This window comes from Mesotoga sp. Brook.08.YT.4.2.5.2. (assembly GCF_003351125.1).
Taxonomy (GTDB): Bacteria; Thermotogota; Thermotogae; order Petrotogales; family Kosmotogaceae; genus Mesotoga.
Genome location: NZ_JPGZ01000006.1, coordinates 25,148 through 49,471 on the forward strand (window position 1 = coordinate 25,148; position 24,324 = coordinate 49,471).

Consider the following 24,324-nt stretch of genomic DNA (forward strand, 5'->3'; position numbering starts at 1 on the left):
CCCTAATTCGGAGGTGCCCGGTGTTCAAGGAGAAGTTGGAAAGTTCAGTAAAAAATGCAATTAGGGAGTTCGCCATTGAAGACGAGACGATTGACTTCAAGATCGAGATGCCTCCTGAGGGATTTGGGGATTTATCGACAAATGTTGCTTTCATGCTGTCAAAGACTCTCAAGAAAAGCCCGAGAGAAATTGCCACATTGATTTCGGAGAGTCTCAGCAAGGAGCTAGATTACAGCAGAGTTGAGGTAGCTGGTTCGGGGTTCATAAATGTTGATTTCTCTTCGAAATATGTTTCATCGGTCTTGGAGAACATTCTTCAAACTCCGGATTTCTGGAAAAAGACAGGCGAAACAAGCATTCAACTCGAATTCGCAAGTGCAAATCCAACCGGTCCCTTCACTGTTGGCCATGGTCGTCAGGCAGTATTCGGTGATGTTCTATGCAGGGTCTTCTCTTCAAGGGGTTTCAGGGTTCAGAAAGAGATGTACATAAATGATGCCGGTCGACAGATAGGGCTTCTTGGGAGATCTCTTTGGGTAAGGTATAATCAACTCCTCGGTCTGGAAGAGGAGCTTCCTGAAGATGGCTACCAGGGAGGGTACCTAATTGACATTGCGCGAGATCTTGCTGGAGAAGTAGGTGAGCACTTCAAAGGTGTCTGGAATGACGACTCTGAGAGTTACTTCAAGAAGTACGCTCTTGGGAAGATGCTTGAAGATATTCTTGGAACCTTGAGGACATTGAGAGTGGAATTTGACAACGTGTTTTTTGAGAGTTCGCTAATTGAAGATGGAACTGTGAAATCAGTCATTGAGATTCTAGATCGAAAGGGACTTACATATGAATCAGAAGGTGCAAAGTGGCTAAGAGTCTCAAGTTTTGTTGAAGATGACGATAAGGTTCTAGTCAGATCTAACGGGACAAACACGTACTTCATGACCGATATTGCATACCACTACAATAAGCATCAAAGGAATTTCGAGAAAGTTTTCGACATTTGGGGAGCGGATCACATGGGTCACATACCTAGAATGAAGGCCGCAATGAAAGCTCTCGGAATTGAAGACGATTTCCTCAATGTGATAATTCACCAGTATGTGAACCTGAAGAGAGAGGGCGAAGTTGTCAAGATGTCAACTAGAAGAGGTGAATTCACGACACTCGATGAACTTGTAGAAGCGGTCGGTGTCGATTCGACGAGGTATTTCTTTGCGATGTTTGATCCCGATACTCACATGCTGTTCGATATTGACCTGGCAAGACAGAAGTCCAATGACAACCCGGTATTCTATGTCCAGTACGCAAATGCAAGAATAAGCAACGTCTTCAGGACTGCACAGGAGAAGAGCGTAGCTGTTTCAGGCGATTCTCTAGAATTGCTTGACAGTCAGGATGACAGAAGAATTATAAAATTGCTGACCATCTTCCCTGAAATACTTGATTCAGTAGTTGCCGATTACAGGACGAATCGCCTGACTTCCTATCTAGAGGATATATCAAGAGCTTTTCACGCATACTACAACAAAAACATAATTGTCGATCCCGCGAATCCGGCTTTGTCGGGGGCTCGATTAGCTTTGTGCAAGGCGCTTCAGAATATTCTCAAAAGCGGGCTGGAGCTTCTTGGCGTTGAGGCTCCCGACAGTATGTGATGGAAGAACTGAGGATCGAAAAGCTTATCGCAGGTGGGTTCTCACTTGCCAGGACAAAAGACGGGAAGGTTGCCCTGCTTGATGCCGGTTATCCCGGAGAAGCTGTGCTTGCTAGCAGAAAGAAGGGGAAGAGCGATTTTCGCCTGATGAAAGTTGAGAAGATCATAACACCTTCAAATTCAAGAAGAGAGAGACTCTGTAGAAGCTTTCCGACATGTGGGGGTTGTGATTGGCAGACTCTGGAATACCCGGAGCAGCTCTTATGGAAGAAGAAGGTCATTGCGGAGCAGTTCGGCAGAGTTGGCAAGATCGATCTAGACGAGTTCGATATAGTCGCTTCACCGAAGGAGATCAATTACAGACTGAAAATGGAGTATGTTTGTTTTCAGGGAAAAAACGGACTCTCTCTTGGGCTTTACAGAAGAAAAAGCAAGTCACCGGTTAGCTGTCAAGGATGTGTATTGGGTCTTGAAGGTTTTGAAAAGGTGAGGGCCTTTATGGAAGGCATTTTGAGAAGAAGCTCAGTCAGACCCTATAACCAGGCGAACGGCAAAGGCGAACTCAAGCACCTAATTCTCAGGGGTAATGGAAGCGGGATAATGGCAATACTGGTTACGAAGGGTGAGCATCTCCCTGATGAGAGCAGGTTGGTTCATGAGGTGAAGAATAGACTTGGAGAGGTAACTACTCTTGTACATCTCATGAACGCAAATGACAGGGTTGTTATGCGTGGGGTTTCGAGAACGCTTTTTGGAGAAGGTCTCCTCGAACAGGAGCTTTTTGGAAAGAGATTCGAGGTTCCTCCTGCTGCATTCTTTCAGAATAATCTCCAAATAACAGAGTCGATTATTAGGCACATATCTTGCGAACTTGGGTCATCTCAAGGCGATTCACTTCTTGATCTATACAGCGGGATAGGAACCTTCTCCATCACTATTGGCAGCCAGATGAAGAACGTCACATCCGTAGAATCAAATCCAATTTCAGTAAAGGCTCTCAAAGCTAATTCGAACATCAATGGAATGTTCGGCGCTGACCTGATTATGAGCGATACCATTGAATACTTGAAGTCGACCGAGACCCACTTCTCGACGATAATCCTTGATCCTCCTAGGTCCGGAGTCGGCGATGATATTGTACTGCTCCAAAAGGTTAATCCTTCTATGATATTCTATGTTTCCTGTGATCCGGCTACTCTTGCGAGAGATGTTTCCAGGTTAGTAAAAGCAGGATTCAAAATCTCTTCGATAAAGGCCTTTGACATGTTTCCTCAAACGTGGCATGTGGAGACTGTTGTCCGTCTCGAGAAAGGCTAGCGGCTTGAGAAAACCGTTTTCTTGCAGTTGATAGCCGAAAGAGTAGACTTTTGGGGAAAGAAAGACGAGTATATTTGCGGCGATTCTCACTGCCCCGAAAATGCGGTAAACGCAACAAAGCCAACGATAGAAAATATGTGGGCGGTTGCGGATTTAAAACCCACCGGGATAGGTTGGGAGCGATAGATATTATTTCCGCAACTGTGGGAGATGGTTTAGCGCAAGCGATAGTCTGCCAGCCCTAGGAGCTAATGTGCTCTGCCTAGGGACGGGCTGATGGCACAGCCCTGAACTTGGGGTCATACTCCGATACCAGAAATGGACTTCGGTTTAATCACCCAAGAATCCCTTGCCTTTACGCATGAGAAGTGTCAAAGGAGGAGAAAATGGGTATTCTCGGCAGGTTCAGCGACATTATTAAGTCAAATGTTAATGCTCTTCTCGACAAAATGGAGGACCCTTCGAAGATGATCGATCAGTATCTTCGAGACTGAGAAGTCCGAGGAGCTCAGTCTAAAGGCATTTTGGCAACCGAACAGCGAATACCGGGTTTTGGTAACGGCACTTTGCAGGATATCTTATGGACTGCGGAGCTTATCCAAAGGTAAAGGCTATTAAACTCCATAAAGAACGTGCTCAAGAACGTGGCCGACAACGGTGGTAGGGAAACTGAAAGAGACCTGTTTGGAAAAGCTGGTGAATACACGACGAAAATCGGAAGAACTACCTATGGTGAGCCCTCTGCCCTAGATGAGGCAGAAGGATTGAGAGAAAGGATTATTTGGGGCAAGATCTTCTTCTGCCCTAAATGTCAAAGGATATAACCTTCATTCTCGTTGGCTAGAGAGATAACTCCGTTCAGTACACGGTTTGCATAGAATTCTCCAATCATGAGCTATACTTATAACGAAAGTAGTAAAAGCGAGGAGGGTTTCAGTTGAGAGATTTTTCTGAGATGATTTCTTTGGCTAAAGCAAGGGGGCCACGAAAGGTAGTTCTTGTTGGTTCTGACGACCGCGAGGCCATCAGGGCTCTTAAACTTGCATCCGATGAAGGAATAGCGAAGCCTTTTCTGGTTGGAGAAAAAGAAAAGACTAGAGCTATTCTCAGTGAAGAGGGACTCTATGGTGAAGTAATCAATGCGTCAACTCCCGAAGAAGCCTGCGAGAAGGGTATTAGACTTGTGAGGTCAGGAGACGCCGACATTGTTATGAAAGGCCTTGTCAAGACATCGACACTGCTCAAGGCTGTTCTTAACAAGGATTGGGGTCTGAGATCGGGGAAAGTTCTGAGCCATGTTGCGGCTCTAGATGTTCCGGTACTTGATAGGGTGGTTTTTGTTACTGATGGCGGTATGGTGATCCGACCAGATTTGCCGACAAAAGTATCGATAATTGAGAACGCGGTCGCCTTTCTGAAGTCCATCGGGTACGAAAGACCAAGAGTGGCATTGGTTGCTGCTGTAGAAGTTGTAAATGAAGATATGCCGGAAACGCTTGATGCTGCGGTTATCTCGAAGATGTCTCAAAGAGGACAGCTCACCGGGTGCGATGTGGATGGACCTCTAGGAATGGATAACGCACTATCGATTATAGCAGCAGAGATTAAGAGGATATCTGGTCCAGTTGCAGGAAAGGCAGATCTGCTTGTTGTTCCGGATATCGTAAGCGGAAACATCTTGGGAAAATCGGCAGTATACCTTGCAGGCGGAACAATTGCGGGGCTGATTCTCGGAGCTGCGGCGCCCATCGTCATTGTTTCCAGAGCCGACTCCGCTCCTTCAAAACTTGCTTCGATAGCTTTGGCCAGTTATTCCATACTTTCTAGTAACAAAGATGACTGAGTCTACTTCTGGCAAGTCGGAAAGCATGAATGACTTAGGTCGCTGATCGGTCGAGAAAGAAGGTTCTCGCCAGTTTAGCCGTGCTGAAGAGATGAAGCTTCACTTTGAAAGAGAGCGCCTCGAAGAACCGCTTTCCGCTGCACTTAAAGGACACAGCAAAAGATTCAGGTATGCTCTTCCGATCTCTTCACACCGATCTCAAAACGCTATTGAGACTTTTGAGGAGCTTTATCGTCCGCAGATAGCGACTCAAGAAATCTGCAAACAATGTCGTCTGGAATCTCTATGCCCAACTCCAGATTCTTTTTGTGCTCTCCATGGTAGTCGCTGCCTCCCGATGCAAGCAACCCCAGATCTTCGGAAATCTGAAGAAGCTCGTTTCTCGTCTCTAGATCGTACACCTTGTAGAAAACCTCGATCCCTCTCAATCCGTAGGACATCATTCTCTTAATCATCTCCACTGTATCCTCTCGATTAAGCATCATGGAAATAGGATGAGCAAGGACCGGAATCCCCTTTGCAGAAAGGATAAGTTCAATCGCTGACTTTATTGACAGCCTCTCCTTCTCAATATATGCAATTCCGTATTTGCCAATGAATCTTTCAAAGGCATCTTCATTTGATTCTGCGTAACCCTTCTTGACAATCAGGCTTGCAATGTGAGGCCTTCCAAGACTCTCGCCCGGAAACGAGCTTTCCAGCTCTTCATCAGTTATATCGATTCCAAGTGAACGCAACTTATAGAGAATCCTTGTATTTCTTAGGTTCCTCTTTAGTCGTATCTGTTCAAGATGTTTTTCGATTGAGTCTTCTGTAGAAACCATTCCGTAACCCAATATATCCAGAGTCTCGTGAAAATCACAACCAATCTCCACTCCTTTTACGTAAGCAATACCCATCTTCGAAGAAAGCTCTGCAGCATCTTTCTGACCGGAAAGCGTATCGTGATCTGTGATAGAAAGAACAGATATAGCTTTTTCATGAGCCTTCTCAACTACTATCGTAACCGGGTCAGTTCCGTCCGAATGATCGGAATGACAGTGAAAATCAACTACCATTTGTCTACCGCCTTTTCTTGCAATGATGATATTATTCTACTAGAGGTGATCATAATAGAATACTACCTCGGCGAAGGGACGATTTTGAAGAAGCGCTACAGAGTGATCGAGCCATTGGGGAGGGGCGGGTTCGGGCTGACCTATTTGTGCTCGGATTTTCACATGGGAACTAAAGTGGCCGTGAAGGAGTTCTTTCCAAGAGGTGTTGAAAGAGAAAACAACAATGTAAAGCCAGTAGACAGTGATCTGAAGGATGTATATTATGAGAAACTTTCTTCTTTCTCAGAGGAGTTCACTATTCTGTCCAAAATCGAAGATGATAGGGTTGTGAAGGTTCTTGATCTTTTCACAGAAAACAACACCGCCTACTACGTTATGGAGTTCGTAAGCGGAAAGACCTTGAGAGATGCAGTAAGAGCAGATGGGGCAATGGAGGATTCGAGGGCTTATGAAGTAATCGATGAGATTCTGAAGGGAGTCGCATCTATTCACAATAGAGGCTATATTCACAGTGATCTAAAACCAACAAACGTGATGATGACGGACTACGGTAAAATCAAGGTGATGGATTTTGGTGCGGCCTGTCTGAAGGATGTCTACCTTATCAACTCTCTCTCGAAAGTGGTCTCCCTGAGTTATGCCTGTCCTGAGAGGTTCTTTTCGTCCTCGCGTCCCAGTTCTTCATGGGATGTCTATTCTGTAGGAGGGATTCTATACTTCCTTCTTTGTGGAAGAGATCCAGTTCCTTCGACAGATAGAATGAAAGGAATTCCGCTTTTATTTGATGAGTTCACAAGAAAAGCGAGGCGCATTCTAGACAAATCAATGTCTCTGGTTGCAGAGAAGAGATACTCAGACGCAAACGATTTCAGAAGAGCCTTGAAATCAAGGTTTCTTGGGTTTTAGCTTATTTTCTCGTGATGAGGTCGTAGATTTCCACCATCTCGCTCTTTAGATCTGTGAAGACGGATATTTCTTCTAGAAGCTTATGAAACATCCCTTCAACTCTTGACTGAGCACTTTCAATCGATTCAAATGAAAGAATGGTCAGTTTGTCTTGGATTCCGTCTTTTCCCGGAGTCTTTCCGAGTTCTCGCTCTGTGGAGGTTACGTCTTTTATGTCGTCCAAAAACTGAAATAGCTTACCGAATTTTAAGCCTAATCGATGCATCTCATTGAGCCTCTGTTCGCTCTCTACCACAAATGGAGCCGCGAAGCAGAAGCCGAAAAGGGCGCCGGTCTTTGCGGCATGAATTCTCTCCATATGTTCTCTGGATCTTTCTTGGGGAAACACATCTTCAAATTCGCCTTCAACAACTTTCAGCGAAGTCTCATGCCATAGTTTGATCAAAGTCTGTTTGAAATCACAGTCGAGGTTCAGAGAAGAGAGGAGTCTTTGAGGTAACAACATAAGATAGTCCCCGGCAAGTATGGCTTTGCACTCGCCGAACTTCACATGACTAGAAGGCTGACCACGCCTAATACTGTCGTTGTCTATTTCAGGTAAGTCGTCGTGGATGAGGCTTCCGCTGTGGAAGAGTTCGACAGCCATGCCGACTGTCATGGAGTTTTCATCTCCAAAAGCCGTAACCTTTGAGAGCTCCCAGATAAGATATGCTCTAAGTCTCTTTCCCCCTGATAGAGGAGTGTAAGAAACGACCTCTTTCAAGGGTCCGGCGACCGGCAACCCATCTAGAAACTGTTCGAGTCTTCGATTGAAGAATGGTATGAACTCAGCTAGTCTCATTATCCTGGTCTCTTCTGAAGTGTTTTTTCAGTTCTTCGATGTCAAGGTTTTCAACGAATTTCTTGAAGCTATCATTGTCTTCTTCTTGACCCTGGTGAAGAGCATCGGCCTGAAGACTGCTCAAATCAATAGAGCTTTCCATGAAAACGGCATCTTCCACGAATATCGGAAAGCCTTTCTTCACTGCAAGCACCAAACAGTCTGAAGGACGCGCATCAATAACATGCAGCTGACCGTTTCTGTCCTGTAAGTGCAAGGAAGCGTAGTATATGTTGTCTTTCACCTGGCCGATAACCGCCTTTTCGAAAGTCCCGCCAAGCTGTAAGACTGTATTCAAGAACAGATCGTACGTCAACGGTCTGGGAAAGTCCTTTCCACTCACTGCAAGGGCAAGAGCCTCAGCTTCAAACGGACCTATCCATATTCCAAAGCCTTTGTTTGTCTTTTCGACTTCTAGTATGACTACCGGAGAATTGCTCTGATCAAGAGCCAGACCTCTGAGTCTTACCTGTAACATAAAACCCACCTCAATTTCTAAGTGATTCCAGTGACCCCTTAATTATATTATAGACTGCTTCACTGAACTCTTCCTCGGATTCGAAATCTTCGGGCAAGACCGGTTTACATATCGAAAGAGATATCCTTGACGGAGTTATTAGGAAGCTATTCTTCTTAAGGAGATTTCGTGTTCCGTCCAGGGCAACAGGCAGAACCCTTATTCCAAGCTTAAAGGGTATTGAAAGACTTCCCTCTTTGAATTCCCCAATCTCACCGCCGGTGCTCCGCGTTCCTTCTGGAAAGAGCAGAATCGTTCCGTCTTCTTTCAGTATCCGGAATATTTTTCTCATTGCTCCTGCGGTCTGCGATTTGTTTCCCCTTTCGATGTACACTCCGTCGAGAGCGCTAACAAACCAATTGATTCCCGGAATCTTCGATAATTCCTTCTTCGCAATAAAAGAGATTTCTGCGTACACATAGCCGGGAATCAGAGGAATGTCGAATGCGCTCTGATGATTTGCGACTATCACCATAGAGCCTGTCTGCGGCACGTTTTCTTTGCCTACTACCTTAACTTTTGAACCTGAAAGAATAAAGGCCGCACGGCCAAACCTCGACACTTCGCGGGATATGAATGTCTTCCGCTCTTTCTTCCCCTTGAGCTTACCTATGAGATTTCCGATTAGAATAATGATTCCCCCGTAAACGTAGATGTAAAGAACCCCGATTACGGCTATCCAGATCGTAACGAGCAGACTAAGAATCTTCTTGAGGAACCCCAATGACTCCTACCTCCAATACCTCTCCATTCTTCAACCTGTACATTCTCGACTTGTCAAGTGCTATTGCACCTAAGTCTTCGAAGTCAAGACCGGCCTCAACCCTGTTGATATCAAATAATCTCGCTTTGGTAGCTGGATTTGAAGGAACAAACACAGTACAACAATCTTCATACGGCAGTATCGATGTATCGAATGTGCCAATTCTCTTCGCCAGTTCTATCGTCTCGATTTTATCGTAAGTAACGAGCGGTCTGAGTACGATCAGACCTGTCTGTTCTTCTATGACCCTAAGGTTTTCCAGAGTCTGGCTGGCAACCTGCCCAAGGTTCTCTCCTGTTACGATAGCAACTATCCCATTATTCTCGGCAATCTTGCTGGCGATTCTCATCATGAGCCTTCTCTGGCATAGAAGGCTGTATCTCTCTTCAACGTGCTTATGGATAGCAATTTGAGCTTCGGTGAAGTGAACGGAATACATTCTGAACTCCCTGCCCCCGTTGTACAGAGAAAGCGTTCTTGCAAGAGAGAGAACTTTGTCAAAAGATTTCTCTCCCGTGTAAGGTGGACTGGAGAAGTGAATGGCATCTAGATCCAACCCCCTTTTCTGAGCGAGCCACCCTGCCACAGGACTGTCTATACCTCCAGAAAGCATAAGCATTGCTCTGCCACTTACTCCAACCGGGAGACCTCCGCTCGCGGTTGTCTTTCCGCAAGAAACGAGAACTCCCTCATCTCTTATCTCGATCTCGATTTTGAAATCGGGGTTGTGAAGATCAACAGATGTCTCAGGGATTTTCTCAAGAATCCGCTCACCTACTAAAGGGTTCAGTTCAATGCTCTTAAGCGGGAATCTCTTGTCCAGCCTCCTTGTTTCAACCTTGAAGGTTCTTCTTCCTCTCATAATCTCTTCATGAGCGAGGTCAACGGAAGTTCGATAGATGTCCTCCAGATCATATGAAGTCCATGTGCCGACACTGAAGTTCTGAATTCCGAATGTTCTTGACGCAACTTCTGTAGCAGCTTTGAGTCTCTCGGAGGGTACCGAAACAATGATTCGCCCTCTGATTCTTTCTACTGTGGAGCTTCCAAGCTGTCTCTTAATGTTGTTCACCAGGGTTTTCTCAAACAACTTCCTGTTTCCTTGCTTAAGGGCGATTTCTCCATATCTAACCACTAGAAATTTATCCATCAAACTTCCTCCGGCATCTTTTGATCATGTAGTTATATAATATTCCTATCATACAATCTTCTTTGGGAGGTGTACCTTTACATGAAGAAACTGCTTACAGTTGTATTTTTGATCGTGTGTTCAGTCATGATCCTCGCTTCTGATTATGAGACTCTGTATTCTGAATTCGTTGGAATAAGAGCTTTAGAGAATGTAGAGATGATGTCAGCGTTCATAGGAAAGCTTGAGTTGGAGGACATGGGAAACATAGAGATTCTTACTTTGCTAGCTGATTCGCACAGAGAATACGCGAACTGGATCGAAGACAAGAAATCGAGAGAGACTCATTATAAGAAGGCAAGAGAGCTTGCCGAGAAGGCTATAGAGATGGATGCCTCTTACGGAATGGCATATTACGTGAAAGGGGCGGCAATCGGTCAGCTGGCACAAATGGCAGGCATAATCCAGTCGATGTTCCTGATATCTGACTTCGACAAGAGTATTGACAAAGCTATGGAACTGATGCCCGACAGCCCGTTTCCGTTTATTGCTAAAGGCATGAGAGATAGGGATACTCCCTGGCCATACCGAAATTACGGAAAGTCGGAAGAACGATTCCTGAAGGCCATTGAAAATGATCCTGAATACATCAACAGCTACTACGAGCTGGCCGTTCTGTATGAAGTATGGAAAAAGAAAGATCTGGCGGCGCAGTACTACAAAAGGGTTGTTGAGTTGGATCTGCAACCGGCTTTTGTTGCTCAAGGACAGGAGTCGAAGGAAAAGGCCCAGAAGTGGCTTGAAGATAACGGTTACTGATGCTTTATAGGATACTTTTCTCGCTTGTTCCGCTTTTCCTGATGCCATTTCTCAATTACCAATTCTTAGACTCGGTGATAGCCGTGTTAGTAATCCTTCCGGGAATGATTCTCGGAAACAAGACGGATCGAGTGGCTAGAATACAGAATCTCACGATGATTCTTTTCTATGTGGTTCTCATATTCGGCTACTTTCATGATACAACCGGCACAATCTACAGAACCGAGGTCATGATTCTGGTTGCGGCTCAAGGTGTGTCTGGCTTTTACGGCTTACTTCACCAGAAAAGACTGCTGGCAGTGGTCTTCTCGCTGGGATACTGGATTCTGGTAGGAGTTGCTATGGGAAGAATAGCTTATTTTCGGCTGGGGAATAGTGGAATCGTTCTTACGGTGGTACTAATGCTGCTAGTTGCTGCGCAGGATGTCAGAAGGATTTTCAAACCTTTGGCTAAGAACCCTTTTATGCAGGGTGGTGAAGACAGTAATGAGTAGTGCAGGTAAAGTAAGAATCGGAATCGTGCAGTTTAGAGCGTATAACGATGAACCTGGAGAAAACCTTGAGAGAGCGACTAACTACATAGAGAATCTAGTAGAAGAAGAAGTGGATCTAGTGCTCCTTCCCGAGATGTTCAATAGTGGATACGGAACGGACGAGACCACAGTGAACAACGCGATTGAGATGCAAGAAGAAACCGTGGAAGTTCTGTCTGCACTTGCGGATTATAACGATATCGCCATAGTAGGTGGGATGGTCAACAGAAAGGATGGGGTCGTTTTCAATTCCACTGTGATAATGTTTCCGTACCTCGAACCAATCTACTACAACAAGACTCATCTCTTTCGAGACGAGAAAAAGGTCTTCACTCCTGGAAGCGAATTCAGGTCATTCGAGTATTCTGGAGTCAGTTTCGGAGTGCTGATGTGCTACGAAGTAGGATTCCCCGAAATCTCAAGAAAACTCTGTTTGAATGGAGCAGAGATTCTATTGATTCCCTTCGCTTTTGGGAGAGAGAGAAGAACGATTTTCGATGTTGCAACGAGAGCTCGTGCGATAGAAAACGCATGTTTTGTCGTTGCTGCAAGCCAATGTGGAGTCGGTAGATCGATTAACTTCGTCGGAGAGAGCAGAATTGTGTCTCCCTCAGGCGAAATTCTTGTAGATTGCGGTGGTGCAGAAGGCTTCGCTTCTACCGATATTGATACCAAGCTTGTGAAGAAGTACCGGTACAGTGAAACCCGCGATTCACACGGGTATTTTTCTAACTTCAGGAATGACCTTTATCGTTGAAACCCGGTTGACAGGTTCATTCGCATGGGATACAATAAATACCGTCAGTGGGCCGTTAGCTCAGCAGGCAGAGCGATTGATTCTTAATCAATAGGTTGCAGGTTCGATCCCTGCACGGCTCACCAGAAAGTAGTATTAAGTGGAGATCTTCTCCCACCCCCGCCCAAAGGTTGAGGGGTCAATAGCTTGAAAACTGGTTATTGACATGGCGGGTTGTTCCGCCAATTTTTTTATGAGAGGTGATGTAGTATCGTAAGAGGTGATTCAACACCGAAAAACAACGAAATAATGACGAAGACTGTTAGACTCGTTGACATTGACGGAGAACAGCTTGGAGTAGTACAGACAACGGAGGCATTGAGAATCGCAAGAGAAAAAGGACTCGATCTGGTTCTTGTTGCTCCATCAGCAAATCCTCCTGTAGCAAGAATTATGGACTACGGTAAGTATAAATACGAAAAGGACAAGCGCAAGAAGGAAGCAAAGAAGAAGACGAAACAGTCTCAACTCAAAGAAATGAAATTCAGGATCAGGATCGATGAGCACGATTTCCAGACGAAGACGAACAGGATCAAAGAGTTTCTTGAAAAGGGAAGCAAAGTTAGGGTGGTCATAATGTTCAGAGGAAGGGAGATCGTCTTTTCAGATAAAGGGAGAGAGATTCTCGAAAGAGTTGCAGACCAGCTTCAACTAATTTCCGATATCGACCGTCCTCCAAAGTTGGAGGGAAGAGATATGTGGATGATTCTTAAGCCAAAGGCAGCTCCTCAAGGAGGTAAAGATAATGGGCAACAAAGTAAAGATGAAGACTCATAAGGCAAGTGCGAAAAGATATAAGGTAACCGGTAGTGGAAAGATAATGAGAAACCAGTCTGGAACTGGTCATAATACCGGTAAGAAGAGCGAAAGCAGCCGCCGAGAGGCCCGAAAATGGAAATTGGTCGAAGGCGGATACGAGAAGAAAGTAAAGAAAAGCCTGGGCATTTGACCCTTCTGAGAGGTGAGATTTAGATGCGAGTAAAAGGTGGAGTGAACTCCAAAAAGAAAAAGCTGAAATACTTGAAGGCCGCGAAAGGCTATAGAGGTGCGTTGAGCAGAAGATACAGACTTGCAAAGCAGTATTACATAAGATCTGGAGTCTACGCATATGCTGGAAGGAAGATCAGAAAGAGAGATTTCCGAAAGCTATGGATAACCAGGATAAATGCTGGTGCTAGAATTGCCGGTACGAAGTACAACGATCTCATTCACGGTTTGAAATTGGCCGGTGTGAACATCAACAGAAAGATGCTTGCTGACCTTGCAGTTAATGACTTCAATACGTTTAGGGAGTATTGCGAGATTGCCAAATCGGCACTGAACGGAAATTAAAAGGGGCTTAGGCCCTTTTTTTTTGAGAGGGGATGAGACAATGGAATACTCTGCTAAGAGAATAGGGAAGATGGCCTTCTACGCGAAGACTCCTTCTGGCCATGACATACATATGGATGCAAAGGAAAGTTCTGGAGGCGATGGATCGGCACCGACTCCAATGGAGACGGTAATAGCTGCCTTGATGGGTTGCACTTCAATGGATGTTGTTTCGATTCTTTCCAAGATGAAGGTTACAGATTACGAGTACTGGATTTCTGCAAACTATGAGTATGCGAAGGAACATCCGAAGGTTTTCACGAGTATCGAACTCGTGTATCACTTTTCGGGCAAAGATCTGCCGAAGGATAAGATTGAAAAGGCAGTTGTCCTTTCTCAGGAAAGATATTGCTCCGTCTCGGCAATGCTAAATAAGACAGCGAAAATGTCAATGAAGATTGACTATGAAGGTGAAGAGAAGTGAATCCACAAGAGATGGCTGAGAGGATGGAAAGCATAAGAGAAAACGTTAAGTCAATAAAGAACAAAATACTAGTGATGTCAGGTAAAGGCGGAGTTGGCAAGTCGACGGTCGCGGTTAATCTGGCGCTGGCTCTTGCGGATGAAGGCTTCAAGACGGGTCTGATGGATATTGATCTTCATGGACCAAACGTTGCCAGGATGGTAGGTCTGAAAAAGCAGCCCGAAGTCGTAGAAGGACAGATTTTTCCTCCCGAAGTTCTACCAAATCTTAAGGTAATAAGCATTTCAAGTTTCGTTGAAGAAGATGCTCCGGTTATTTGGCGTGGTCCAATGAAGACAACGGCGATCTATCAGTTTCTTGGTGATGTTGCGTGGGGAGAGCTCGACTTCCTCGTAATTGACTCTCCTCCAGGTACCGGTGACGAGCCTTTGACAGTTCTTCAGAATCTTCCTGATATAATGGCGCTTGTAGTTACTACACCTCAAGCCGTTGCAGTTCAGGATGTGAAGAGAGCGATCAATCTGGTAGAGACAATGCACAGGAACCCACTGGGAATTGTGGAAAACATGTCATATATGAGATGCCCGCACTGTGGAGAAATCACGAAGTTATTTGGAGAAGGTGGAGGTAAGAATCTCGAGACCCTCTTCAGCATCCCCCTTTTAGGGTCGCTCCCCTTCGATCCTACGCTAGTAGGTTTTTCGGACAACGGCAAAAGCATCGTTACTCACATGAGAGGGTCTGAACTTGAAGTCGCATACCGCTCAACGGTGAAAGAGATCGTTAAGAGGGTGAATATCTAGTGGGAAAGTTCAAGAGTATAACGCTTGAATGGAAAGAAGATCGACTGATACTAATAGACCAAAGAAAACTACCTTCAGTTGAAAAGTATGTTGAATGCCAAACCCACGAAGACGTGTATCATGCGATAAGGGATATGGTTATCCGAGGAGCCCCTGCGATAGGAGCAAGCGCGGCATTTGGTTATCTCCTTGGTGCTAAAGAGGTTCTGGCAAGCTCTAAGGAAGTGTTCTTCGACCATATGGATTTGGTGAAGAGAAGGCTCTCAGAAAGCAGACCTACGGCCGTAAATCTTTTCTGGGCTCTCAACAGAATGGAAAAGACACTCAACACCCTTCGTGAATTAGATAGAAAAAGGTTAGTAGAGAGTCTTGAGAGCGAAGCGCTTGCTATAGCAGAGGAAGATATTGAGATCAATATGACGATTGGGAAAAACGGTGCAACTGTTGTGAGAGACGGTGACGGAATACTTACTCACTGCAACGCAGGAGCACTCGCGACTGTGGATTATGGAACGGCACTAGGTGTGATGAGGGCGGCCGTGGAGCAAGGCAAAAAGATATCGGTTTATGCCGATGAGACTCGACCGTATCTCCAAGGGGCTAGGCTGACGGCTTGGGAGCTTATGAAATCAGGAATCGATGTTACTCTTATCTGCGACAATATGGCAGGATGGGTTATGAAGAAGGGGTTAGTCGATCTAGTGTTGGTCGGGGCAGATAGGATCGCCGCTAACGGTGATACGGCAAACAAGATCGGAACCTATTCGGTTGCCATTCTTGCTCAAAAACACGGGATTCCTTTCTACATTGTTGCACCGCTGAGCACAGTGGATCTTCTGACCAAAAGTGGTGATGGGATTCCGATAGAGGAGAGAAGCCATCTTGAGATAACGCAAATTGGGGATTATCAGATAGCCCCCGAGGGTGTCAAGTGTTTCAACCCTGCATTTGATATTACTCCATCAAGCCTTATAACCGGGATAATTACTGAAAAGGGAATTGCTCGTGCACCATACGATGTTTCGTTGAAGAAGATGTTTGAATAGAATCGTTAGGAGGTTTTTTGCATGTGGGAATCTTTGGAGAGAACCGATAGACAAGTATTCGATATTATGGTCAAAGAGCTTGATAGACAAAGAAATGGGCTCGAACTGATCGCTTCTGAGAATTTCGTCTCTAAAGCCGTCATGGAGGCGATGGGATCAGTGATGACAAACAAATATGCGGAAGGTTACCCGTCCAAAAGATACTACGGAGGCTGTGTTTTTGTCGACGAGGTCGAGGAGCTTGCACGAGAGAGAGCCAAAAAGCTCTTCGATGCGGGGTTTTCAAACGTTCAGCCTCACTCGGGCTCCCAGGCAAACATGGCTGCCTATCTGGCTATTGCCAAACCGGGCGATACTATAATGGGAATGTCTCTTAGTCACGGGGGCCACCTCACCCACGGATCAGCGGTAAACTTTTCTGGAAAGCTTTTCAACGTTGTCGCTTATGGAGTTGATGAGGAGAGTGAGGTAATCGATTACAAAGAAGTCAGAAGAATTGCCCTCGAGTCGAAGCCTTCAGTAATTGTGGCTGGCGGGAGTGCTTATTCTAGAATAATCGATTTCAAGAAGTTCAGGGAGATCGCCGATGAAGTCGGTGCAGTGCTGATGGTTGACATGGCGCATTTTGCCGGCTTGGTAGCGGCAGGAATTCATCCCAACCCGCTTGATTTCGCCCATATAGTAACCACTACTACTCACAAGACATTGAGAGGACCTCGGGGTGGAATGATACTTACCAATAGTGAAGAAATCGCCAAAGCGGTTGACAAGATGGTGTTCCCGGGAACTCAGGGCGGTCCACTGATGCACGTAATCGCCTCGAAAGCAGTATCATTTGGAGAGGCTCTCAGAGATGAATTCAAAGTCTATCAGCAGAGTATTGTCGAGAATACTCGTTATTTGGCGAAGTCTCTTGTAGAGAAAGGTCTAAGGATAGTCTCGGGAGGGACGGATACACATCTCTTCCTGGTAGATTTGACTCCAATAAATGTCACCGGTAAGTCTGCCGAGAAAGCACTTGAAAAGGCTGACATTACGGTTAATAAGAACACAATACCTAGGGAGACAAGATCTCCTTTCGTAACCAGTGGCATAAGAATTGGAACCCCTGCGGTTACTACAAGGGGAATGACTGAGAAGGAAATGCCAATTATTGCGGACTTGATAATCAGAGTCCTTAAGAGCATAGAAGGAGATAAGGGAGAGATATCTCAGACAAAGGTGAGAGAGATAAGTGAAGAGGTCAAGGCTTTGGCTGAGAAATTCCCGCTCTACCCGGATCTTGTTCACAGGAGTGATGCAGGTGTTTGATCAGCTCACGATAGTTAACCATCCGCTCATTCAGCACAAGCTAGGAATAATGAGAGATGATCAAACCGGTCCAAAGGAGTTTAGGGAACTCCTGAAAGAGATCACTCTGTTACTTACTTATGAGGCTACAAGGCATATTCCAACTTTTGAGAAAGAGATAACTACTCCACTCGTGAAGATGATCGGTCAAAGTATCGAAGATAAGAAGGTGACTGTTGTTCCGATTCTTAGAGCTGGATTGGGCATGGTTGAGGGCGTTCTCTCCCTAATGCCTAACGCATCAGTCGGTTATATTGGCATATACAGAGATCCCGACACGATTCAACCCGTTGAGTATTACTCAAAACTGCCAAAGATCGACGAAACGACTCAGATATTTGTGCTGGATCCAATGCTGGCAACGGGTGTTTCGTCATCTTGGGCCCTTAAACTGGTCAAGAAAGCAGGAGGGAAACAGATCTCTTTGATGTGTTTGATTGCAGCTCCCGAAGGAGTTAGTTTCATACAGAAGAATCATCCGGATGTGAAGGTCTTTACCGCAGCTCTTGATGAAAAACTGAATGATCATGCCTATATCATTCCTGGATTAGGAGATGCAGGTGACAGACTCTACAGAACGAAGTAGGGCACGGGCTCTTGTTGTCGGCGGATATCTAGAGGATATTGAGGTCTCAGGCAGTGGCCACAATGCCAGAATAATCCAGGCTACTGGAGGATCGGGCTTCAATGTGGCAAACTGCCTTTCCTTGTTAGGTGTTGATGTCCTTTTTCTGAGCTGTTTTGGCCCTGGTGAATCGAGCCAATGGGAGTTCAATTCTATCCCAATTAGATCAGAGTGTTCAAGAGGAAAGTTTCTTTTTAGGAAGAATGAAGTTCTCGCCGTGGAAAAGCCGTCGATAGTCGGTATTGAAGAAGAGCTGATCGGCATTTTGCTAAAAGAGGAGTTTGATCTCATTTACAGTACTCTAGAGATAGGCCAGTCGGCTGCTGCGACGGCGAGCGCCATTAAGTCACGTTTGAAGGTGCTCGATCCTTCTCCTGGGCACGAATATAGGGGGAACGGGGGACTTTCGTTGTACGATCTTATTCTCGCCAATGATTATATGGCCTTTGACAAGAAAGACAGGAGAGTGATTACTAAGGCATCCTCAAAAGGAGCCTCTTACGGGGGACATGATTACAAACCCCGTAGAATCGGTGAGAGTCGTTTCGGCAGCGGGGATTTGTTTGGAGCGATCTTGTCGATCATGATTCTTGCTGGAAGGGCCATCGATGGCGCCATAAGAGAGGCCGTTGAGATCAGCAGCGAGTTCTGCTATCAGGAACGAACGCTAGAGCAGTTCGTGCTTCATAAGAGAGCTGTCATTGATAACTCTATAAGGGGTTGAGCATATGTCTGGGAAACTAACAGTTGTTGCGGGACCAATGTATTCCGGGAAGACTTCGACACTTCTATCCATGATAGAGATATATACACTTGGAAGAAAGAGAATAAAGGTTTTCAAGCCGATAATTGATAACAGATACTCCTCTAATCATGTGGTTAGTCACTCGGGACAGATGGCAGAGGCCATTAACGTGGAAGACTCTTCAAAAATCCGAGAAATCGTTTCACTGGAAAAGGAGAAGCTCGACGCGATTTTCATAGATGAGACTAACTTTTTCGATCAAAGTCTGCTAGAGGTAGTGGAAGAGATAGTATTTAGCGGGATTGATGTCTTCTGTGTGGGGCTAGATCTCAGTTTCAAACACAGGCCTTTTACCGTCACTGCAAGTTTGATGGCGGCTGCAGATGAAGTCGTCAAAAAGAAGGCCGTATGCCACAGGTGTGGCGAGTACAATGCAACCGTTACGCACAGGATTTCGGGTTCGATAGATAGTGAGATAGATGTGGGTGGAATGGAGAAATATATAGCCGTCTGCAGGGATTGTTACAGAGAACTTAATTCATCTGACTAGATAGCACGCGCCGCTTCGATGCCATAATCTTCTTTAGAATAATGTTTAGCCTCTTCGCCATTTGGTGAATGATAGTATTGCTTAAGAAATTATTCGCAAGTACATAGGTGAATTAAGTATATTGATATTAGAGTGGTAATTAAAAATTAATATAAGTAGATGATAATCGCAGTTGTTGTTCAGATAAGTTCAACATTCTTGCGCCGGCCCGTTGTATACTTTTCAGGCTGCGGAGGTGTTTAGATGTTTGAGAATCTCCAGGACAAACTCGGCAGAGCATTTAAGCTGCTGAGTGGAAAAGGAAGGATCTCGGAAAAGAATATAGAAGACGCCGTTAAGCAAGTTAAGCTATCGCTCCTAGAAGCCGATGTTAACTACAAGGTTGTCAAAGAGTTTATAGGAGGGGTAACAGAAAAGGCTCTTGGCGAAGAGGTGCTGAAGTCTTTCACACCGGATCAACAGTTCATAAAGATCGTTAGGGATGAGCTGATCAAGATGCTTGGTGAGAAGTCGGTTCCGTTGAGGCTTTCTAGTCAGCCTGCCATAATCATGATGGTAGGTCTTCAGGGCAGCGGAAAGACGACGACTACTGCCAAGCTCGGTGCTCTACTGAGAAAGGAAGGCAAGAAACCTCTCCTTGTTGCAGCAGATGTTTACAGACCGGCTGCTATTGATCAGCTTATTCAGCTCGGAAAGCAGATAGATTTGCCCGTTTTCACCGGCGAAAGAAAGAATCCGGTGAGAATTGCTAAGGAAGCGGTTCAGCAGGCAGTAAAGAATATTAACGATGTGGTAATTCTAGATACGGCCGGACGGCTTCATATAGATGAAACAATGATGAGTGAACTCAGAGAGATCGTTGCCACGGTCAAGCCCGACGAGATCCTAATGGTTGTTGACGCGATGACTGGTCAGGATGCAGTGAATTCTGCAAAGGCATTTAATGAAGCGCTTGAGCTGTCGGGGTTCGTTGTGACGAAGCTAGATGGAGATGCCAGAGGCGGAGTGATTCTATCGATACGGCATGTGACGGGCAGACCGGTCAAGTTCATAGGGATTTCCGAGAAGCCCGATGGGATTGAGACTTTCTATCCAGACAGAGTGACCGGTCGAATACTTGGCATGGGAGACGTACTATCACTAATAGATAAACTGCAGTCGAACATAGACGAGGAAAAGGCAAAAGAGATGGAAGAGAAGTTTCTCAAGAACAAGTTCGATCTTGAGGACTTTCTAAACCAGCTTAAGGAAGTGAAGAAGCTGGGTTCCATAGCAGACATCATGGAAATGATTCCCGGAGCACCCAAAGATGTGGATCTTGCGGGAAGCGAGAAAAGCATGAAGCGAACGGAAGCGATTATAAGCTCAATGACCTCGAAAGAGAGGAGAAACCCCAAGCTTCTGAACTACTCAAGAAAACAAAGGGTTGCAAGAGGCAGCGGTACGACTATCCAGGATGTGAACAAGCTCTTGAAGTCATATGATCAGATGAGAAGCATGATGAAGCAGTTCGGAAAGAAGGGAAAGCTGTTCAAAAGTATGAAAGGATTTCCATTTTAGATAGTAAAGAATCAGGAGGTGTACGCAAAGAATGGTAAGAATAAGGCTAACAAGAATGGGTAGAAGAAACAGGCCGTTTTACAGGCTTGTCGTGGTAGATTCTCAGAAACGTAGAGACGGAGCATATATTGACTCTCTAGGTTTCTATGATCCCATCAGGGATCCGGGAATTATGAGTGTTGATGTCGACAAGGCCGTAGAATGGATTATGAAGGGTGCGCAACCAACGGAAACCGCGAGATCTATTCTCGCAAAGTTTGGAGTTATGAAGAAGGTTCATGAACTCAAATTCGTAAAAGAGTCAGGAGAGAAAACGGAGTAATGAAGGAAGTGCTTGAACATATTCTGAAGGGAATAGTTAGAAACCCTGATCAGATTGCAGTAGATCAGACAACTGACGAAAACGGAAACACGGTCTTTGAAATAAGTGCTGCAGAAGAAGATGTCGGCCAGATAATCGGGAAAGATGGCAGAACCATAAAGTCAGTGAATGTTCTTCTCAATGCTCTCGCAGGCTCGTCGAAGGAGAGTTTCATCCTAAAGGTGGTTCGATGAGCGATTTGAGAGGTGGCCTTTCTGAGGACATGATCCCTGTGGGAAGGATAGTCAAGCCACACGGTCTTCGGGGCGAGATGAAGGCCAAGATTTCTCTAGAAGACGAAGAAGTGTTCAGAGGTATCGAGGATGTCTTACTGTACAACGAGAAAACGGGATCTCTCCTTAGAGTATCTCTAGACGGAGTCAGGAAAGCACCAAAGGGATGGATTGTTCACTTTGACGGTGTTGACTCGATGGTTCAGGCAGAGAGGTTTGTGGGCTTCCACATATATATTGAAAGGCAGGCCTTGCCTGAACTTGGAGAGGGAGAGTATTACTACTTCCAGATTCTTGGTTGCAGTGTCTACGATGAAAAAGGTCGACTTATTGGTATGGTGAACGACATCATCGACACCGGCGCAAACGATGTTATGGTTGTTGTTCGAGATCAGAAGGACTTAACCGTGAAGGAAGAGCTGATACCTCTAATAAAGGATTACATTGTCGAGTTGAATCTAGATGGGAAGGCTATAGTAGCGAAGACTATGGAATTTGAAGAGGTTAAGTCTGGATGAGAATCTACGTCTTGACGATCTTTCCACGGCTCTTTGAAACGGTTTTCAGCTGGGGAGTCATATCTCGAGCAATAGAAAGAGAGATTATATTCTTTAGAGCCGTCGATATAAGAGATTTCACGGAGGATCGTCACAGGACCACCGACGACTACCCTTTTGGAGGGGGAAGCGGTCTAGTAATGAAGGCCGAACCAATTCTGAAAGCAGTTGAGAGTCTGTCCGACGAAGGAACCAAACCCTACGTAATCTATGCATCTCCTCAGGGTAAGGCCTTTGACAATAACAAGGCTCAGGAACTAAGTAGGTTAGAAAGTATTGCCTTCATCTGTGGTCGATATGAGGGAATAGACGAAAGAGTTATGAATGTAGTTGACGAAGAGCTTTCGGTGGGAGACTTCGTACTTAGCGGTGGAGAAGTTCCTGCAATGCTCATGATAGAGGCTATCTCAAGATTTGTGCCCGGTGTGGTGGGGGATATGGAGTCGGTGATAAACGATTCATTCTTCTCTGAACTCCTTGATCATCCTCATTACACAAGACCGAGAGAACTGAACGGTATGAAGGTGCCCGACGAGCTCCTTAGCGGGAATCATGAGATGATAGAGATTTACAGAAGGATCGAGAGTTTGAAGAGGACTATGGAGAGAAGACCGGATGTCTTTTTGAAGCATGATTTCGATTTGACGGATAAGAAGGCCTTGCTTGCGCTCTTCAAGGAGCTGAAAAGAGATGCTGAATAACATATACCTTGCTCTAATTCACTACCCAGTTTTGGGTAGGCATGGAAATATCGTTTCCAGCGCGGTTACTAATCTCGATGTGCACGATATTGCCCGAACATGCAGAACGTACAACATCAAAGGCTACTTCGTAGTGAGCAATCTTCCCGCGCAGAGAGAAATAGTAGATAATGTTCTTAATTACTGGCTTGAGGAGTTCGGAAGAGAGTACAATCCTAGTAGAAGTGAGGCCCTTACTGTTGTTAAGAGGGCGTCGTACATCGAAGACGTTATTGAAGAAATCGATAGGATTGAGGGTAAGAAACCGGTTCTTATATTCACTTCGGCCAAGAAGGGAACAGACAGACTAACTTATGAGGAAATGAGGAAGGTTATCATATCAAGTGAGAAACCTCATCTTCTTCTTTTTGGAACAAGTTGGGGCTTGCCCAAAGAAATTGAGAAGACTTGCGACTATTCGCTTGAGCCGCTGAGAGCAGATTCGGATTTCAATCATCTCTCGGTCAGGGCGGCGGTTGCGATAATATTAGACAGATTAATTCACGAGGATACAGTAGAAGTTAGGAGGGATTAAGATGGATCAGTACATAAGATCTCTGGAAAACGAACATTTGAGAGAAGATCTTCCACAGATTGGCCCGGGCGATACTGTACGGGTAAGCGTAAGAATAAGAGAAGGGAACAAGGAAAGGATACAGGCCTTTGAAGGTATTGTTATGGGCATCAGGGGCAGTGGAACGGGCAAGTCGTTTACTGTTAGAAGAGTGGGGGCTGCAGGAGTTGGCGTAGAAAGGATTTTCCCATTTACAAGTCCTTCTCTTGAAAAGATTGAGGTTCTGAGAAGAGGAAAAGTTAGGAGAGCGAAGATCTACTACATTAGAGACGTGCAGGGTAAGGTAAAGATAAAAGAGAAAAGGGACTGAGGCCTAGTGTCTGCTAAGAAGTCGGAAAAGGCCTCTGACAAAAAGGGATCGCGCTTTCTCCACGAAGTGAAGGAGTGGGGAAAGGCGATTCTTTACGCGGTTGTCTTTGGAACGATAATTCGTCTGTTTGTTTTTGAGACTATGCTAGTTCCGACGGGTTCTATGATACCTACCATAAATCCTCCCGCCAGGTTATTTGTGGAGAAGATCACATACGAATACAGACAGCCTGATTACGGAGATATCGTCGTATTCTGGACACCTTACGTAGACATCGAGTCTCAGAAGTATCTCAGGGCCTTCGACAAGTTTATGGATTTCTTCGCACCCGCAGAATATAGGGGCCACGTGAAATACGTGAAGCGGTTGGTTGGAAAGCCCGGTGATGTTCTTGAACTCAAGAGGGCTCCAGACTATACTGCTGCTAATCCAGTTTACCAGTTGTACGTTAATGGAGACATTCCTCCTTCGCTGGAGGAAAGGCGATATGTCAGGGAAGGGGTCTTTTATGATCCGATGTTCTTCTTTGGGTTGGCTCACCCGGATGACCCTTCGGTGAGGTTTTCGCCATATTACAGATTGTATCAGGCATACAAGGGGCTTATTGAGTACGCGGAGTTCTACGATACGGTGTTGCAACCGCTCGGTCTGGAAAAGTATATTCAGCAAGATCCTGCAACGGGAGAGGTAAAGGTTATTGTTCCGGAAGGGTTTAGATTCATGATGGGGGATAACTCTACCAACAGCTTTGACAGCAGGTATTTCGGTTTTGTGCCAGAGGAAGCTATAATTGGGAGTCCTATGCTCACAATATGGCCATTATCTGATTTTGGGCCATTAAGAAAATAACCGGGGAATCCCCG

At 45.4% G+C, this 24,324-nt stretch carries 30 protein-coding genes, 1 tRNA gene and 1 pseudogene; 27 read left to right on the top strand and 5 right to left on the bottom strand.

The genetic code is table 11. The features are described from left to right. The first annotated feature begins 20 nt into the window (after positions 1 to 20). From argS to Q502_RS00940, 4 genes and pseudogenes are all read left to right on the top strand, one after another. A complete protein-coding gene (gene argS / locus Q502_RS00920) occupies positions 21 to 1,652 on the top strand; it encodes an arginine--tRNA ligase (RefSeq protein ID WP_099829077.1) in 1,632 nt (543 codons plus the stop codon). Beyond that, a complete protein-coding gene (rlmD, locus tag Q502_RS00925) occupies positions 1,652 to 2,968 on the top strand; it encodes a 23S rRNA (uracil(1939)-C(5))-methyltransferase RlmD (RefSeq protein WP_099829078.1) in 1,317 nt (438 codons plus the stop codon). The genes argS and rlmD overlap by 1 nt, the downstream gene beginning before the upstream one ends. Positions 2,969 to 3,354: 386 nt before the next feature. Beyond that, positions 3,355 to 3,459, top strand: a pseudogene (locus Q502_RS00930) (PspA/IM30 family protein); the annotation flags it as partial. Between the two features lie 446 nt (positions 3,460 to 3,905). Continuing rightward, positions 3,906 to 4,811 (top strand): bifunctional enoyl-CoA hydratase/phosphate acetyltransferase, encoded by a 906-nt coding sequence (locus tag Q502_RS00940; RefSeq protein ID WP_099829080.1) that lies wholly within the window; start codon positions 3,906 to 3,908, stop codon positions 4,809 to 4,811. Positions 4,812 to 5,017: 206 nt separating this feature from the next. Here the strand turns inward: Q502_RS00940 and Q502_RS00945 are convergent, their stop codons facing one another. After that, a complete protein-coding gene (locus tag Q502_RS00945; protein WP_099829081.1) occupies positions 5,018 to 5,869 on the bottom strand; it encodes a PHP domain-containing protein in 852 nt (283 codons plus the stop codon). On the opposite strand from Q502_RS00945, the gene Q502_RS00950 reads away from it, so the two are divergent. Further along, positions 5,846 to 6,775 carry a serine/threonine-protein kinase gene (locus Q502_RS00950; protein WP_243392237.1) on the top strand — a complete coding sequence of 310 codons (930 nt, stop codon included), beginning with the start codon at positions 5,846 to 5,848 and terminating at the stop codon, positions 6,773 to 6,775. The two genes, Q502_RS00945 and Q502_RS00950, sit on opposite strands and share 24 nt — an antisense overlap. Position 6,776: 1 nt before the next feature. Here Q502_RS00950 and Q502_RS00955 read toward each other — a convergent pair whose 3' ends face one another. From Q502_RS00955 to thiI, 4 genes are read right to left on the bottom strand one after another with little or no spacing between them, the layout of a single operon-like run. Then, entirely contained in the window at positions 6,777 to 7,616 is an 840-nt protein-coding gene (locus Q502_RS00955) for a polyprenyl synthetase family protein (protein ID WP_099829082.1), read from the bottom strand. Continuing rightward, positions 7,603 to 8,133 carry a bifunctional nuclease family protein gene (locus Q502_RS00960; RefSeq protein WP_099829083.1) on the bottom strand — a complete coding sequence of 177 codons (531 nt, stop codon included), beginning with the start codon at positions 8,131 to 8,133 and terminating at the stop codon, positions 7,603 to 7,605. The genes Q502_RS00955 and Q502_RS00960 overlap by 14 nt, the downstream gene beginning before the upstream one ends. Before the next feature lie 10 nt (positions 8,134 to 8,143). Next, positions 8,144 to 8,896 (bottom strand): 1-acyl-sn-glycerol-3-phosphate acyltransferase, encoded by a 753-nt coding sequence (locus tag Q502_RS00965; RefSeq protein WP_099829084.1) that lies wholly within the window; start codon positions 8,894 to 8,896, stop codon positions 8,144 to 8,146. Beyond that, on the bottom strand, positions 8,871 to 10,085 hold the full coding sequence (thiI, locus tag Q502_RS00970) for a tRNA uracil 4-sulfurtransferase ThiI (RefSeq protein ID WP_099829085.1): 1,215 nt from the start codon (positions 10,083 to 10,085) through the stop codon (positions 8,871 to 8,873). The genes Q502_RS00965 and thiI overlap by 26 nt, the downstream gene beginning before the upstream one ends. 81 nt (positions 10,086 to 10,166) lie before the next feature. On the opposite strand from thiI, the gene Q502_RS00975 reads away from it, so the two are divergent. The 22 genes from Q502_RS00975 (at position 10,167) to lepB (ending at position 24,310) form a co-directional block, all read left to right on the top strand. Then, positions 10,167 to 10,883 carry a tetratricopeptide repeat protein gene (locus tag Q502_RS00975; protein WP_099829086.1) on the top strand — a complete coding sequence of 239 codons (717 nt, stop codon included), beginning with the start codon at positions 10,167 to 10,169 and terminating at the stop codon, positions 10,881 to 10,883. Then, positions 10,883 to 11,377 carry a hypothetical protein gene (locus Q502_RS00980; RefSeq protein WP_099829087.1) on the top strand — a complete coding sequence of 165 codons (495 nt, stop codon included), beginning with the start codon at positions 10,883 to 10,885 and terminating at the stop codon, positions 11,375 to 11,377. Before Q502_RS00975 ends, Q502_RS00980 begins: the two co-directional genes overlap by 1 nt. Further along, on the top strand, positions 11,370 to 12,173 hold the full coding sequence (locus Q502_RS00985; RefSeq protein WP_099829088.1) for a carbon-nitrogen hydrolase family protein: 804 nt from the start codon (positions 11,370 to 11,372) through the stop codon (positions 12,171 to 12,173). The genes Q502_RS00980 and Q502_RS00985 overlap by 8 nt, the downstream gene beginning before the upstream one ends. 49 nt (positions 12,174 to 12,222) lie before the next feature. Then, positions 12,223 to 12,298 (top strand) — tRNA-Lys (locus tag Q502_RS00990). A 124-nt stretch (positions 12,299 to 12,422) separates the two neighbouring features. Continuing rightward, complete coding sequence (infC, locus tag Q502_RS00995) at positions 12,423 to 12,989, top strand: translation initiation factor IF-3 (protein WP_258001819.1); 567 nt, start codon at positions 12,423 to 12,425, stop codon at positions 12,987 to 12,989. After that, complete coding sequence (gene rpmI / locus Q502_RS01000; RefSeq protein WP_006491740.1) at positions 12,958 to 13,161, top strand: 50S ribosomal protein L35; 204 nt, start codon at positions 12,958 to 12,960, stop codon at positions 13,159 to 13,161. Before infC ends, rpmI begins: the two co-directional genes overlap by 32 nt. Before the next feature lie 23 nt (positions 13,162 to 13,184). Next, complete coding sequence (gene rplT, locus Q502_RS01005; RefSeq protein WP_099829090.1) at positions 13,185 to 13,544, top strand: 50S ribosomal protein L20; 360 nt, start codon at positions 13,185 to 13,187, stop codon at positions 13,542 to 13,544. A 40-nt stretch (positions 13,545 to 13,584) separates the two neighbouring features. Continuing rightward, positions 13,585 to 14,007 (top strand): OsmC family protein, encoded by a 423-nt coding sequence (locus Q502_RS01010; protein ID WP_099829091.1) that lies wholly within the window; start codon positions 13,585 to 13,587, stop codon positions 14,005 to 14,007. Then, complete coding sequence (locus tag Q502_RS01015) at positions 14,004 to 14,810, top strand: Mrp/NBP35 family ATP-binding protein (protein ID WP_180977924.1); 807 nt, start codon at positions 14,004 to 14,006, stop codon at positions 14,808 to 14,810. The genes Q502_RS01010 and Q502_RS01015 overlap by 4 nt, the downstream gene beginning before the upstream one ends. Beyond that, on the top strand, positions 14,810 to 15,856 hold the full coding sequence (mtnA, locus tag Q502_RS01020) for an S-methyl-5-thioribose-1-phosphate isomerase (RefSeq protein ID WP_099829092.1): 1,047 nt from the start codon (positions 14,810 to 14,812) through the stop codon (positions 15,854 to 15,856). Before Q502_RS01015 ends, mtnA begins: the two co-directional genes overlap by 1 nt. A gap of 21 nt (positions 15,857 to 15,877) precedes the next feature. Beyond that, positions 15,878 to 17,167 (top strand): serine hydroxymethyltransferase, encoded by a 1,290-nt coding sequence (gene glyA / locus Q502_RS01025; RefSeq protein WP_099829093.1) that lies wholly within the window; start codon positions 15,878 to 15,880, stop codon positions 17,165 to 17,167. Then, positions 17,154 to 17,792 (top strand): uracil phosphoribosyltransferase, encoded by a 639-nt coding sequence (gene upp, locus Q502_RS01030; RefSeq protein ID WP_165775336.1) that lies wholly within the window; start codon positions 17,154 to 17,156, stop codon positions 17,790 to 17,792. Before glyA ends, upp begins: the two co-directional genes overlap by 14 nt. Continuing rightward, positions 17,761 to 18,555, top strand: a complete 795-nt coding sequence (locus Q502_RS01035) for a carbohydrate kinase (RefSeq protein WP_099829095.1) — start codon at positions 17,761 to 17,763, stop codon at positions 18,553 to 18,555. Before upp ends, Q502_RS01035 begins: the two co-directional genes overlap by 32 nt. Before the next feature lie 4 nt (positions 18,556 to 18,559). Beyond that, positions 18,560 to 19,126, top strand: coding sequence for a thymidine kinase (locus Q502_RS01040; protein ID WP_099829096.1), 567 nt, complete (start codon positions 18,560 to 18,562; stop codon positions 19,124 to 19,126). Positions 19,127 to 19,369: 243 nt separating this feature from the next. After that, entirely contained in the window at positions 19,370 to 20,686 is a 1,317-nt protein-coding gene (gene ffh, locus Q502_RS01045; RefSeq protein ID WP_099829097.1) for a signal recognition particle protein, read from the top strand. 31 nt (positions 20,687 to 20,717) lie between these two features. Then, on the top strand, positions 20,718 to 21,008 hold the full coding sequence (rpsP, locus tag Q502_RS01050) for a 30S ribosomal protein S16 (protein WP_099829098.1): 291 nt from the start codon (positions 20,718 to 20,720) through the stop codon (positions 21,006 to 21,008). Then, positions 21,008 to 21,241 carry a KH domain-containing protein gene (locus tag Q502_RS01055; RefSeq protein WP_099829099.1) on the top strand — a complete coding sequence of 78 codons (234 nt, stop codon included), beginning with the start codon at positions 21,008 to 21,010 and terminating at the stop codon, positions 21,239 to 21,241. The genes rpsP and Q502_RS01055 overlap by 1 nt, the downstream gene beginning before the upstream one ends. Next, positions 21,238 to 21,798, top strand: coding sequence for a ribosome maturation factor RimM (gene rimM / locus Q502_RS01060; protein WP_099829100.1), 561 nt, complete (start codon positions 21,238 to 21,240; stop codon positions 21,796 to 21,798). Before Q502_RS01055 ends, rimM begins: the two co-directional genes overlap by 4 nt. Then, the gene (trmD, locus tag Q502_RS01065) at positions 21,795 to 22,538 is read left to right on the top strand and encodes a tRNA (guanosine(37)-N1)-methyltransferase TrmD (protein ID WP_099829101.1); all 744 of its coding nucleotides are present in this window, start codon (positions 21,795 to 21,797) and stop codon (positions 22,536 to 22,538) included. Before rimM ends, trmD begins: the two co-directional genes overlap by 4 nt. Continuing rightward, positions 22,528 to 23,112, top strand: coding sequence for an RNA methyltransferase (locus Q502_RS01070; RefSeq protein WP_099829102.1), 585 nt, complete (start codon positions 22,528 to 22,530; stop codon positions 23,110 to 23,112). Before trmD ends, Q502_RS01070 begins: the two co-directional genes overlap by 11 nt. A gap of 1 nt (position 23,113) precedes the next feature. Beyond that, positions 23,114 to 23,461: a 50S ribosomal protein L19 gene (gene rplS / locus Q502_RS01075; RefSeq protein WP_099829103.1), complete on the top strand. Its 348-nt coding sequence runs from the start codon at positions 23,114 to 23,116 to the stop codon at positions 23,459 to 23,461. A 6-nt stretch (positions 23,462 to 23,467) separates the two neighbouring features. Continuing rightward, entirely contained in the window at positions 23,468 to 24,310 is an 843-nt protein-coding gene (gene lepB, locus Q502_RS01080; RefSeq protein ID WP_099829104.1) for a signal peptidase I, read from the top strand. Positions 24,311 to 24,324: the final 14 nt, after the last annotated feature.